Origin of the sequence: Xenorhabdus sp. BG5 (genome assembly GCF_015163665.1) — a bacterium.
In the GTDB taxonomy this organism is placed as follows: domain Bacteria; phylum Pseudomonadota; class Gammaproteobacteria; order Enterobacterales; family Enterobacteriaceae; genus Xenorhabdus.
This window is the reverse complement of sequence record NZ_JADEUG010000007.1, coordinates 84,943-98,038: the sequence shown is the minus strand read 5'-3', so window position 1 is coordinate 98,038 and position 13,096 is coordinate 84,943. Positions and strand designations below refer to the sequence as shown.

The following is a 13,096-nucleotide window of genomic DNA, read 5'->3' as shown; positions in this document are numbered from 1 at the left end:
CTCTTATTTCTTGTTACACATAGGGAAGCCAAGCGCCTCGCGGGAGGCATAATAAGCTTCAGCAACCGCTTTAGTCAGGGTACGGATGCGCAGGATATAGCGCTGACGTTCAGTCACAGAAATCGCTTTGCGGGCATCCAGCAAATTGAAGGTGTGACCCGCCTTTAAAATGCGCTCATAAGCCGGCAATGGCAGCGGAGTTTCCAGCGCCAGTAATTCCTGTGCCTCTTTTTCGTATTGCTCAAAGCAGGTAAACAGAAAATCCACATCGGCGTGCTCGAAGTTGTAAGTAGACTGTTCAACCTCATTCTGGTGGTAAATGTCACCATAGGTGGTTTTACCCAACGGGCCATCACTCCATACCAGATCGTAAACGCTATCCACGCCTTGAATATACATCGCAAGACGTTCCAACCCGTAAGTAATCTCGCCAGTCACGGGCTTACATTCAAGACCACCAACCTGCTGGAAGTAAGTAAACTGAGTCACTTCCATACCATTCAGCCAGACTTCCCAGCCCAGTCCCCAAGCGCCTAAAGTTGGGTTCTCCCAGTTATCTTCAACAAAGCGGATATCATGAACAGTCGGATCGAGTCCTAACGCTTTCAAGGAACCCAGATAGAGCTCCTGAATGTTATCTGGAGATGGCTTGATGATAACCTGAAATTGATAGTAGTGCTGGAGACGGTTTGGGTTTTCACCATAACGACCGTCAGTTGGACGACGAGAAGGTTGCACATAAGCTGCTGCAATAGGCTCTGGTCCCAAAGCACGCAGACAGGTAATAGGATGAGAGGTTCCTGCGCCGACTTCCATATCCAGTGGTTGGACAATGGTACAGCCTTGACGCGCCCAGTAATCCTGTAGTGTCAGGATGAGCCCCTGGAAGGTTTTGGTATCAAACTTTTGCATGTTGAACCCGCACGCGATGCATATGAATTTAAACGAAAGAGGCCAGTATACCCTTTGGACGTAAGATATACAGCACTGATCACCCCCAATTTTATCGCAGTATAAAAAAATCTTATGCAGGTCTCTTTACTTGTATATTTATACAGCTAACATTGATGTCATTATCAACTATTATCTGAGGTAAGTGCAGTTCATGAGCAAGGAAATAACGCGCTGCGGTTGGGTAACATCCGACTCTGATTATCTGGCCTATCACGACAACGAATGGGGCACCCCTTTAAGAGATAGCCAACAACTTTTTGAACTGATTTGTCTGGAAGGACAACAAGCGGGTTTGTCATGGTTCACTATCCTGAAAAAACGGGAAGGGTATAGAAAATGTTTTCATCATTTTGATCCGGTCAAAATAGCCAAAATGGATGAAACAGACGTTGGAAGACTGATGGAAGAACCAACTATCGTGCGTAATCGTAGCAAAATCAATGCCATTATTCACAATGCCCGCGCTTACCTAAAAATGGCTGAACAAGGTGAAGATTTCAGCGCTTTTATCTGGCGTTTCGTTGATAACTCTCCACAAATTAATCACTGGCAAGATTTATCAGAAATTCCTGCCAAAACTGCAACTTCCGATGCACTGGCAAAGGCACTGAAAAAACGGGGATTTAAATTTATTGGCAGTACCACTTGTTATGCGTTTATGCAAGCAGCGGGCCTGGTAAATGATCACCTCGTAAATTGTTTGTGTCGAAAATCGGTTACTGTAATGAAAAATTTAAATTAATGTATAAAAATAAGCAGAAATACCACTTTTACCCCATTGCACCCTAGTAATGAGCAGAGTATGGTGTTTTCTTCTCATACAAAAACAGACGCAAACGCCACTATGAAATTTTCGCAATTCGGTAACAAATTTACACAAGATTCGGGAATTACCCGTCTGATGAATGATCTCAACCAAGGTCTGAGAACGCCTGGTGCAATTATGTTAGGCGGTGGCAATCCTGCACATATCCCGGAAATGGATGCGTATTTCCAGCAGATATTGACTGACATGGCGTTAGACGGTCAATTAAGCGAAACCCTATGCAATTATGACGGGCCACAAGGGAAAAACACCTTGATAACGGCGCTGGCCCAAGAGCTAAGAGAAAAGCTCGGTTGGGACATCCACCCGCAAAATATTGCCCTGACTAATGGCAGCCAAAGCGCCTTTTTCTATCTGTTTAACTTACTGGCAGGTCGCGCTGATGATGGCTCAATGAAGCGTGTTTTGTTTCCTCTTGCTCCAGAATATATTGGCTATTCGGATTCAGGTTTGGATGAAGGATTATTTGTCGCTAATAAGCCGAATATTGAATTACTGCCCAACGGCCAATTCAAATACCACGTCGATTTCGATCACCTGAATATTACCGAAGACATTAACCTGATTTGCGTCTCTCGCCCTACCAACCCAACAGGCAACGTGATCACCGATGAAGAATTACTGCGCCTGGATAGCCTGGCTCAACAGCACCAAATCCCCTTATTGATAGACAATGCCTACGGTGTGCCATTCCCTGGTATTATTTTCAGCGACGCTACCCCGCTGTGGAATCACAATATTATTTTGTGCATGAGTCTGTCCAAACTGGGCCTGCCAGGTTCCCGCTGCGGTATTATTATCGCTAATGAAAAAATTGTTAGTGCTATCAGCAATATGAATGGCATTATTAGCCTGGCTCCTGGGGGTGTTGGGCCGGCTATCGCCCTGGAAATGATTAAGCGCAACGATCTCTTACGCCTGTCACAAAATGTTATTCAACCATTTTATAAGCAGCGGGTAGATAACGTGATTACCATCATTCGGCGCCATATATCGGAAGATCGCTGCCTTATCCATAAACCGGAAGGGGCTATATTTCTCTGGCTCTGGTTCAAAGACTTGCCCATCACGACAGAAGAGCTTTATCAGCGGTTGAAGAAACGCAAAGTACTAATGGTGCCGGGACATTTCTTCTTTCCGGGACTGGAACACGATTGGCCACATGCCCATCAATGTATGCGAATGAACTATGTTCCTGATATTGAGAAGATCGAAGAAGGTATTCGTATTCTGTCTGAAGAGATTGAGATAGCACATCAAGAAGCAGGACACTGATCTTGCATCACAATCTGCCCTTAGCAATAAAATAAAAAAAAGCTCCCTCATTTTAGGGGGAGGGAGCAAGATGATAACGAGGACTTTTACCTGCGAACAGGACAGTAGTTATTAGAATCCCAAAAGAATTCTTCACACACAATAGGAAAGGAAAACACTCCCTGTTTTTATACCTTCCCTGAACTGCGTATATTTAACCATGAAAATATTATTCTAATGAATTGAATAAGCAGGGATTTTTTACTTTAAACTGCCTCTACTATCTCAAATTGAAGCCAAATTAAGACAATTGGGTAGCATTCTGTGATCTAAAGCACATTTAATGAATCAAACAAATATACTTAATGAACTAAATCATAAGGCCCAGAAAATAACGGCCAAAATTTGGGGAGACATAATCCTTAAAAACATTGCCAATGGATAAACTGTCGCATATGACAACGCCGCAGCCCCGCTGGTACTATGAATTCCATTCGCAAAAGCCAGGGCTGGAGGATCTGTCATGGCACCTGCCAGCACCCCGCATAAGCTGAGATAATTCATTTTTATAACAACACGTGCCAGCAGGCTTACAACTAACAGGGGGACTATTGTGATCAATGCTCCATAACCAATCCATGCCAGCCCTTCGCCATGCACCAGAGTATTAATAAAATTACCGCCAGATTTCAACCCGACCACCGCCAGAAACATAACAATCCCCAGTTCGCGTAATGCAAGGTTCGCACTGGGAGGCATAAACCAATAAAGTTTACCGATCGTGCCAATCCGTCCCAAAATTAACGCAATAACCAAAGGCCCTCCCGCTAATCCCAAACGTAACGCAGCTGGAAAACCAGGAATAAACAGAGGAATCGAGCCTAATAAAACCCCTAACCCTATTCCAATAAATACAGGCAACATCTGAACTTGCTGGAGTTTTTGCTGTGAGTTACCCAAAAGCTTTGTGACAGCTTCTACAGCTTCAGAACGACCGACAATGTTCAGGATATCGCCGAACTGTAAACTGGCATTATTACTGGCAACCAGTTCAATTCCTGCACGATTAAGGCGTGTGACAACAACATCATATTTCTGTTTTAAATTGAGCGCCCCAAGCCTCTGGCTCAATACTTCATCATTCGTCACCACAACCCTGACGGATTGAAAAATATCACTGGCAGTAAACAAGGAAACAGCAACCTCTTCCCCAATGACCAGCCTGACTTGATTCAACGCTTCCCGCTGCCCCACCAGATACAGCAGATCCTCACTCTGAATCACGGTAGTTGGCTGGGGAACCATCAACAAATCCTGCCGTTTTAGGCGGGAGCATACCACTGCATCATTATTATTAAGCAACGGAATGTCCTGTATCATTAATCCATTCAAATTTGGATTACGTACAGCGATATTCATTGTCTGGAGCAGTTCTCGCCCCTGATTGTTTTGGTTATCAAACGAATTAGCCTCCTGTTCAATTCTGATTCTGAAAAAAAGGCGAACCAACCACATAACCAGCAAAATACCGCAAATTCCCATAGGATAAGCCATCGCATATCCCATACCCATTTGGCTAACCAGTGAAAGATCAGATCCTAAATCTGCCAGAATTTGCTGCCCTGCCCCTAAAGAAGGCGTATTTGTCACTGCACCGGAAAAAATACCTAAAATAATGGGTAAAGGAACATCAAACAATTTGTGAATAATTGCAGCAACTAATCCACCAATAATAACAATCAGGACAGCAAAACCATTTAATTTAAGGCCAGAAACCCGCAGGGAAGAAAAAAAGCCCGGCCCAACTTGAATACCAATAGTATAAACAAAAAGAATTAAGCCAAATTCCTGAATAAAATGCAGCATGTCATGACTGAGAGACAGAGAATACATCTGGGCAAAATGACCAACTATAATCCCACCAAACAAAACCCCACCAATTCCAAGACCAATACCCCGTATTCGCCAGTTACCTATCCATAACCCCAATACAGCAGATAGCGCCAGCAAGCTCATTGTCAATGCAATATCACTCATAACCTGCTTCCTTTACCAAAGGTTAATCGTTCGGAAAATTGATCATTTTCCCTTGTCACCCATAAATGATGGCTTACCACCAATTAAATATTGGCAGGAATTAACTGTAAGTTATGTGTTTTAAACCACATATTGAGTGCTTTTTAACGATAAAAGCTATAGCAAACTGAATATTACCTGACTATAGTAAATAGTATTAAAATATAAACAGCATTAAAGGGTAAACAGCTTTAAAATACCTGCCGTGCTTTGGAAAAGTGGCGTTAATAGCGAATAAAGTATCTGGACATTGGCAAATTAACTCATTGAGATCATGGAAACGATGAAAAATTGTAAAGTGCTTCTATTACTATGTACCACATTAGGATGGTTACTACTTACTGGCTGTTCCAGCCTCATGACCCACAGCGGTCCCTATCAAGGTTATTATTCTGGAGCAAAAGCCAATATTGGCATGTTGCAAGATGACAAAACGGGATGGCTTATGAAACCGTTGCTTGCAATCGACCTGCCGTTTTCTGCCTTCTTAGACACGCTTCTGCTTCCCTACGATTATGCTCGTTCCGATCAAGATAGTGCAGAGCAATCCCCCAAACATCGCATAGAGCAGCTCGATAAAAAGCCAATCGTCATACTGCCTACACCAGATATAGACCACGATACTTAGAATAAGAACTATAGGCGATATTAGCGTGTTATCGGGCATCACCATTAATCGGCAATGCCCATTTTGCTCTATTTGTTTTCAGATAATCTCTGTTTCCACCACAAATAGTTGTCGGTAACCGTCAATATCACGCATAAAAGCAACATAGCGATCATCCGGTGATATCACTATTGCATCAGCCGAAGGTGCATCATCAGTGCGCTCCGTTAAACGCTGAATTTTTCCAGTCTGGCTATCACAGAGTACAACACTATTATCACAAACACAGGCAATAAACCGCCCACGACTATCCCAGCTAAATGCGGATTGTATACTGTTCTTGCTGTAAGTTATCTGCATTGGCTCACCACCATTTGGTGAGATATACCATAGCTGGACAATCCCTTTTTCATCTTTCATCAGAAAACAGATTTTACTGCCATCTGGCGATGTTCTTAACCAATGACGTGGAACATTCACCACTCCCGGCCAGCGATTATCGTGCGTAAAAGTCAGGCGTTTCTGTTTCACTCCCGCAGGCGGTGTCGGTAATGTTGTTTCTGTACCAGCCAAAGGTTGGCCGCCCGCAATGGCATATTCATCGTTGTTTTCTGGCAGATCAACGAGATAAATTTCCGGTATTTTTTCGCCATTGGTGGCGTATGTATCCCCAATAAAAGCCAGTGCCCAACGTTGCCATTGACCATTATCTTTGCGATATCCTCGCTGCCCAATCCATCCTTCTTCATAAGCTCGATTGATGTCATCACTGCCGGAACGCGGGCTGGCCGTAGTCTCGCTAACCACAACCGAAAAATAGCTACCACCATATTCCCTTGGATGTTTTTTGGCTGGCATGACCGCTCGCAACGGGATAGCCACCGCCACATTCCGTAAATCAAACGCAGGATCTAACTCGTGCATCACATGATCATTGTAGGTAAAACTCAGACGACTGCCATCGGGGCTGAAAACGTGGACATGTGTTCCACCGCGCAAAGCACCAGCGGTATAAGGTGGAGTGATATCCATGGCATCAATGTTGATTGCCACATTTGGCTGTATATCGGAAACCATGACACCACGGCGATGATGAAAATCATATTGCCACTGTGCATCTGGTTTTTCTGGGCCATGAATAAAGGCATAACGAACGGGCTCTTGCGGACTCACAGTCACCACGCCGACATGAGCGCCATCCTTTGCCTGATAAATAATTTCAGTTTGTCCATGATTAACATGAATTTTTTCTATCGTTAAACCGGTAAAAGAGGCACCATCGGGACGAACATCGTATACCAACCATTGGCTGTCTGGCGTCCAAACATTTATATTAGTTATCTGATGGCTACGACTATCGAATGTAATCTGACGTTCCTTAAAAACCATTTTACTGCCCTATTTTGCGAGGTTTCGGATAATAAAAACTAATTTTATTCAAATTCGGCTAAAAAATTTCAGTCGAGACGTTATTATTCCAACAGTACTCTTTACTTCTACGTTATATTTAATGTAATTAAACTTATGTTACTCAGTGTCCTTTATATCATTGGTATTACGGCTGAAGCCATGACAGGCGCCTTAGCCGCAGGTCGTCGAAAAATGGATGTATTCGGCGTTATCATTATTGCTTCCGTGACAGCCATCGGTGGTGGCACTGTCCGTGATATTATTTTGGGGCACTATCCCCTTGGCTGGGTAAAAAATCCAGAATATATAGTGACCGTTGCCTGTGCTGCTGTGCTCACTATCTGGGTTGCTCCCATGATGAAACATCTACGCCGTCTGTTTCTTATTCTTGATGCCATTGGCTTAATCGTCTTCTCCATCATAGGTGCACAAATCGCGTTGGATATGCATTACAGCCCGATTATTGCCGCCATTGCCGCCGTCATCACTGGCGTTTTTGGTGGCGTATTGCGCGATATGTTTTGTAATACCATCCCCTTGGTATTCCAAAAAGAGATTTATGCCGGTGTCTCTTTTGCCGCCGCCTGGCTCTATATTGCCTTACTGCATACGCCATTACCCCCGAACAGCGTTATATTGATTACGCTTGTTGCGGGACTCGCTGCACGATTGATTGCCATTCGTTATCGTCTTGGATTACCTATCTTCAATTACGACGGCACAGACCACTGATACCATATTGAATCGCTGGGGCAACCTTCTGCCCCTATTCACTTAATATCTCTTGTTTATTCTCAATATCCCGTAAAGACAAAATATGAATTACCGCCTTAACCTCAGGATGTTGTAAAAAGGCCAAGATTTTTTCTCTTTTTTTCACTGTTAATGCGTGTTTCGCCTTTGCGTCGGATAATATCGTTTCCCACTGCCATCCCAGTTTATCTGCTTGTTCATCCGTAAAGTGCCTGGCATAAGGCAGGCCAATGGCTTCGTACCATAGTGAAAGTGGCTGTAACTTTGCCTGTTGAAATTGGGAGAAGATCAATTCTGCACGCTTAGTTCCAATATTGGTCACTGCCCCAAGCTGTTCCTTATCCAAATTCAGCCAAGCCGTTAAATTTGCCACCAGCCCATGTTTTACCAACGCTGACCACGTTCCTTGTCCAATGCCTTTCATTTTCAATTTTTCCCCAAGCCATGTCAGGCGAGCGATAAACTGTTGCTGGCAATAATGATCATCATTAGTTTCATTTTGATGTTCGAATGTCAGGCAACTCAAGAAATGATAATCCTGCTCATTAGGTGGCTGAATATCAGGGCGTTCCGTCATACGCCACACCACCTTATCGAGTTTAGGTATACCATGCCCCGCCAGCGCCACCGTAATTTTATCGCCAGGATAGACATTCCACTGCGTCCAACGTTTGATCGAACCGATGTTGACTCGAGTTACCTGTCTATCATCCAGTTTTACTTTTTCCAGTTCTAATACAACGGAAATTCTCCCTGTCCGGCCTATTGTGAAATTAACATCTTTTACAGTTGTCATTTGCTGCCGCAGTGGATATTTCCATGCAATCGCCCAACTGTTTGATCCGGCCCGCCATTGTCGGCCTGCTGGCTCAATCTCTTGGCGTAACACAACACCATCCGTAGCAAAAGGGAGAGGCCGGACAAAATAATCTTTCCATCTTTTTTCGGCCTCTTCTGCTGTGGCAATGGGATGGCTATATTGCTGCGTGACGGGGAAACCCATTACTGCCAAATTTTCCAGTTTTACCGCCATTTCATTTGGCCCATCCGGCCAGCCCCAAATAAAAACACCCACTTGTTTCAGCTCCGGTGCTGGGGTTTTACGTATCATTAAGCCCGCAACTTTACTGCGCGCCCCCTGACTCCCCGCAACAAACTGACGATGCTGTTCCTGCTGCCAGAAAAGCTCACCTTGTAATACCAAATGTTCAGGGGCATTTTTAATCCGCTTAGGAATACTGGGAATAAACGCACTTTTATCCATCCAGTCTATTCCTTCAATACCATCACCACGGCTGATTAACTGCACTAATTGACCTTTTTCATACACCAAAGTAACCGCAACACCATCGATTTTAGGTTGCAGCCACACCCCTGTTCGCCCCTGTAACCATGGGCTAATTTCCTGTATTCCTTTCAACTTATGCAAGCCTGTATGCTGGACAGGATGAAGCTGTTTCCCTAACTGTTCAGATGAGAGCACAGGAATCACGGAAGTGTCGACAACAGAGCTAACAGAGAGTAAAGCGCTGTCTGCCCCGTGATTTAAACAACTTTGCCAAATTCTCAAGGTTTCCAATAATTGATCGTAAATTTCATCATCTATTTCACTCATTCCCTGCTGACGATATAGATGATCCCACTTAGCCACCTGCTGTGTCAGGCGCCTAATTTCATGCTGAAATTTTTCTTGTGGCCAGTCAGGACACTGAACCCTGTTTGCAAATGCCATTGGCATACCTGATAGCAATATCCATATTGTCATTAAAAAACTGATGAGAAAATTAAGCATCCCTGCTCCTTGGTTTCCTTAAAACGGCTTCCTAAAAATTGATTGCCAAGACACGGGCAGAGAATAAAAAGCTGGAGAATTTTTACCAAGTGGCAAAAAAGAAGTTTGCGAGAAGTTTCGAAAAATAAATGTGTAATTTCTGCAACCGACTATTTTTGCTGAAAATGTCTCGCAAAAAATCTCATTAATGCCCGTTCGTTAAGAAAATATTTTGGTGAAATACCTGTTGGCATGTATTGTAGCGCTGCATGGATTAACGTATCCGTGTATACTATGTGGGATCTTATATTCCTACGCTTGCATTTATTTATATCCAATCAGTCAAGAAATCATCATGAACCAAGGAACGTTATATATTGTTTCTGCGCCGAGTGGAGCAGGCAAATCAAGCCTTATTCAGGCTTTATTAAAAACCCAGCCCTTGTATGACACCCAGGTTTCTGTTTCGCATACAACACGGCAAGCTCGCCCAGGCGAAAATCATGGTGAACACTATTTTTTCGTCACGGTGGATGAATTTCAAAATATGATCAACCATGATGAATTTTTGGAATATGCCTGTGTTTTTGGTAATTATTACGGCACATCCCGAAAAGTCATCGAAGATACACTCGCCAGTGGCGTTGATGTTTTTCTTGATATTGACTGGCAAGGTGCACAGCAAATCCGCCAGAAAATGCCAACAGCTCGCAGCATTTTCATTCTTCCACCGTCTAAGGAAGAGTTGCTCCGACGCCTGCGTGGGCGCGGTCAGGACAGCGAAGAAATCATTGCTAAACGAATGGCTCAAGCTGTCGCGGAAATGGAACATTACAACGAATATGATTACGTCATCATCAATGACGATTTCAATACGGCATTGGCCGATTTACAATCTATTATTCGTTCAGAGCGTCTACGATTAGATCGTCAGACCCAGCGGCATGATGCCTTAATCAGCAAATTATTGGCAGACTGAACCCAATTTCAGTATTATGCCCAGTCATTTATTTATCTGTGGAGTAGCACACATATGGCACGCGTAACTGTTCAAGACGCAGTAGAAAAAATTGGTAACCGTTTTGACCTGGTGTTGGTCGCTGCTCGCCGAGCACGCCAATTGCAAGTAGGTGGCAAAGATCCCCTTGTTCCAGAAGAAAACGATAAGATGACTGTTATCGCCCTGCGTGAAATCGAGCAAGGCCTCATTAACAACAAAATTCTCGATGTTCGTGAGCGCCAGGAACAGCAAGAACAAGAAGCCGCAGAAATCAAAGCCGTTTCTGCCATCGCTGAAGGTCGTCGTTAATTTTACGGTAGGTCTGCCTTGTACCTGTTTGAAAGCCTGAATCAGCTGGTTCTGAAATATTTGCCTGGAGATCAAATTGATCTGCTTAAACAGGCCTATGTGGTTGCGCGGGATGCTCACGAAGGGCAAACCCGTTCCAGCGGTGAGCCATACATCACTCACCCCGTCGCCGTTTCCTGTATTCTGGCTGAAATGCGCCTTGACCATGAAACACTGATGGCGGCACTTTTGCACGATGTCATTGAAGATACTCCTGCAACATTTCAGGATATAGAACAGTTATTTGGCACAGCCGTTGCCGGATTGGTGGAAGGTGTATCCAAGCTGGATAAACTGAACTTCCGTGACAAAAAGGAAGCACAGGCTGAAAACTTCCGCAAAATGATCATGGCGATGGTACAGGATATCCGCGTCATTTTGATCAAACTGGCAGACCGTACGCACAATATGCGAACCCTTGGCTCCCTGCGCCCCGATAAACGGCGGCGCATTGCCAGGGAAACACTGGAAATTTATAGTCCACTGGCTCATCGTCTGGGTATTCATCACCTAAAAACCGAGCTGGAAGAACTTGGGTTTGAGGCCCTGTATCCAAACCGTTATCGCGTAATTAAAGAAGTTGTGAAAGCCGCTCGCGGTAATCGCAAAGAGATGATCCAGAAAATTCTGTCGGAGATTGAAGGCAGGTTAACGGATGCCGGTATCAAATGCACAGTCAGTGGCCGCGAAAAACATCTCTACTCTATCTATCGTAAGATGCGTCTGAAAGAGCAGCGGTTCCATTCCATCATGGATATTTACGCTTTTCGTGTCATCGTCAATAATCTTGATACCTGCTACCGCGTATTGGGGCAAATGCACAGTTTGTATAAGCCACGCCCTGGCAGAGTGAAAGATTATATTGCCATCCCCAAAGCCAACGGTTACCAATCCCTCCATACCTCCCTGATAGGCCCGCATGGGGTACCCGTCGAAGTTCAGATCCGCACCGAAGATATGGATCAAATGGCGGAAATGGGGGTTGCCGCACACTGGGCCTATAAAGAGCAAGGGGAATCCGGTACGACTGCGCAGGTTCGTGCCCAGCGCTGGATGCAAAGCTTGCTGGAACTCCAGCAAAGTGCCGGCAGCTCTTTTGAATTTATTGAAAGCGTTAAATCTGATTTATTTCCTGATGAGATTTACGTTTTTACCCCCAAAGGACGCATTGTTGAGTTACCGGCTGGCGCAACCCCTGTCGATTTTGCCTATGCCGTCCATACCGATATCGGCCATGCTTGTGTTGGTGCACGTGTTGATCGGCTGCCTTATCCCCTTTCACAAACGCTTAGTAGTGGGCAAACGGTCGAAATTATTACTGCGCCAGGAGCTCGCCCTAATGCTGCATGGCTGAACTTTGTCGTTAGTTCTAAAGCGCGCGCCAAAATTCGCCAGCTACTGAAAAACCTGAAACGGGATGATTCCATTAGTTTGGGGCGCCGTTTACTTAATCATGCACTCGGTAACGGCACGAAAATTGTCGATATTCCACAAGAAAATATCAACAAAGAGCTGGCAAGAATGAAGCTTGCTGCTTTGGATGATTTATTGGCGGAAATCGGCTTGGGGAATGCCATGAGTGTGGTTGTCGCCCGCAACTTATTATTGGGCTCACCGGAGAAAGTACCGAACAACAACAGCAATCCTTCCCGTAAGCTGCCTATCAAGGGCGCTGATGGTATTTTGATTACTTTTGCTAAATGTTGTCGCCCAATTCCAGACGACCCGATTATTGCCCATATCAGCCCCGGAAAAGGTTTGGTAATCCACCACGAATCTTGTCGCAATATCCGTGGATATCAGAAAGAACCGGAAAAATTCATGCCTGTTGAGTGGGATAAAGATATCAATAGCGATTTTATTGCTGAAATTAAAGTCGATATGTTTAACCATCAGGGGGCATTGGCAAATCTGACTGCTGCCATTAACGATGTAAACTCCAATATTCAAAGCATGAATACAGAGGAAAAAGATGGCCGTGTCTATTGTGCTTTCATCAGGCTGACGACCAAAGACCGTATCCAGCTGGCGAATATCATGCGTAAGATACGTATCATGCCAGACGTGATGCGAGTCAGCCGTAACCGAAACTAGAGG

General features: G+C 44.5%; 11 protein-coding genes. 7 read left to right on the top strand and 4 right to left on the bottom strand.

Annotation, left to right across the window (positions count from 1 at the left end; genetic code table 11):
- Nucleotides 1-3 precede the first annotated feature (3 nt).
- Nucleotides 4-912 (bottom strand): glycine--tRNA ligase subunit alpha, encoded by a 909-nt coding sequence (gene glyQ, locus IQ209_RS05950; RefSeq protein ID WP_193849885.1) that lies wholly within the window; start codon nt 910-912, stop codon nt 4-6.
- Nucleotides 913-1,105: 193 nt separating this feature from the next.
- Between glyQ and IQ209_RS05945 the strand changes: the two genes are divergently transcribed.
- Together IQ209_RS05945 and IQ209_RS05940 are read left to right on the top strand one after the other, a co-directional pair.
- Complete coding sequence (locus IQ209_RS05945; RefSeq protein ID WP_193849884.1) at nt 1,106-1,696, top strand: DNA-3-methyladenine glycosylase I; 591 nt, start codon at nt 1,106-1,108, stop codon at nt 1,694-1,696.
- A 102-nt stretch (nt 1,697-1,798) separates the two neighbouring features.
- Nucleotides 1,799-3,055: a valine--pyruvate transaminase gene (locus IQ209_RS05940; RefSeq protein ID WP_193849882.1), complete on the top strand. Its 1,257-nt coding sequence runs from the start codon at nt 1,799-1,801 to the stop codon at nt 3,053-3,055.
- 354 nt (nt 3,056-3,409) lie between these two features.
- Here the strand turns inward: IQ209_RS05940 and IQ209_RS05935 are convergent, their stop codons facing one another.
- The gene (locus IQ209_RS05935) at nt 3,410-5,071 is read right to left on the bottom strand and encodes a putative transporter (protein ID WP_193849879.1); all 1,662 of its coding nucleotides are present in this window, start codon (nt 5,069-5,071) and stop codon (nt 3,410-3,412) included.
- 322 nt (nt 5,072-5,393) lie between these two features.
- On the opposite strand from IQ209_RS05935, the gene IQ209_RS05930 reads away from it, so the two are divergent.
- Nucleotides 5,394-5,738, top strand: a complete 345-nt coding sequence (locus IQ209_RS05930; protein WP_193849956.1) for a YceK/YidQ family lipoprotein — start codon at nt 5,394-5,396, stop codon at nt 5,736-5,738.
- A 78-nt stretch (nt 5,739-5,816) separates the two neighbouring features.
- On the opposite strand, the gene IQ209_RS05925 is transcribed toward IQ209_RS05930, so the two are convergent.
- Nucleotides 5,817-7,106 carry a DUF3748 domain-containing protein gene (locus IQ209_RS05925; protein WP_193849877.1) on the bottom strand — a complete coding sequence of 430 codons (1,290 nt, stop codon included), beginning with the start codon at nt 7,104-7,106 and terminating at the stop codon, nt 5,817-5,819.
- 135 nt (nt 7,107-7,241) lie between these two features.
- Here IQ209_RS05925 and IQ209_RS05920 point away from each other — a divergent pair, with 135 nt between their 5' ends.
- Complete coding sequence (locus IQ209_RS05920) at nt 7,242-7,859, top strand: trimeric intracellular cation channel family protein (protein ID WP_045973134.1); 618 nt, start codon at nt 7,242-7,244, stop codon at nt 7,857-7,859.
- A gap of 34 nt (nt 7,860-7,893) precedes the next feature.
- On the opposite strand, the gene ligB is transcribed toward IQ209_RS05920, so the two are convergent.
- A complete protein-coding gene (gene ligB / locus IQ209_RS05915) occupies nt 7,894-9,672 on the bottom strand; it encodes an NAD-dependent DNA ligase LigB (RefSeq protein WP_193849875.1) in 1,779 nt (592 codons plus the stop codon).
- Between the two features lie 334 nt (nt 9,673-10,006).
- Between ligB and gmk the strand changes: the two genes are divergently transcribed.
- The 3 genes from gmk to spoT are packed head-to-tail and all read left to right on the top strand — an operon-like array spanning nt 10,007 to nt 13,093.
- Nucleotides 10,007-10,630 carry a guanylate kinase gene (gene gmk, locus IQ209_RS05910; protein WP_193849873.1) on the top strand — a complete coding sequence of 208 codons (624 nt, stop codon included), beginning with the start codon at nt 10,007-10,009 and terminating at the stop codon, nt 10,628-10,630.
- Between the two features lie 54 nt (nt 10,631-10,684).
- Complete coding sequence (gene rpoZ / locus IQ209_RS05905) at nt 10,685-10,960, top strand: DNA-directed RNA polymerase subunit omega (protein WP_074020086.1); 276 nt, start codon at nt 10,685-10,687, stop codon at nt 10,958-10,960.
- 18 nt (nt 10,961-10,978) lie between these two features.
- Nucleotides 10,979-13,093, top strand: a complete 2,115-nt coding sequence (gene spoT, locus IQ209_RS05900; protein ID WP_193849871.1) for a bifunctional GTP diphosphokinase/guanosine-3',5'-bis pyrophosphate 3'-pyrophosphohydrolase — start codon at nt 10,979-10,981, stop codon at nt 13,091-13,093.
- Nucleotides 13,094-13,096 lie beyond the last annotated feature (3 nt).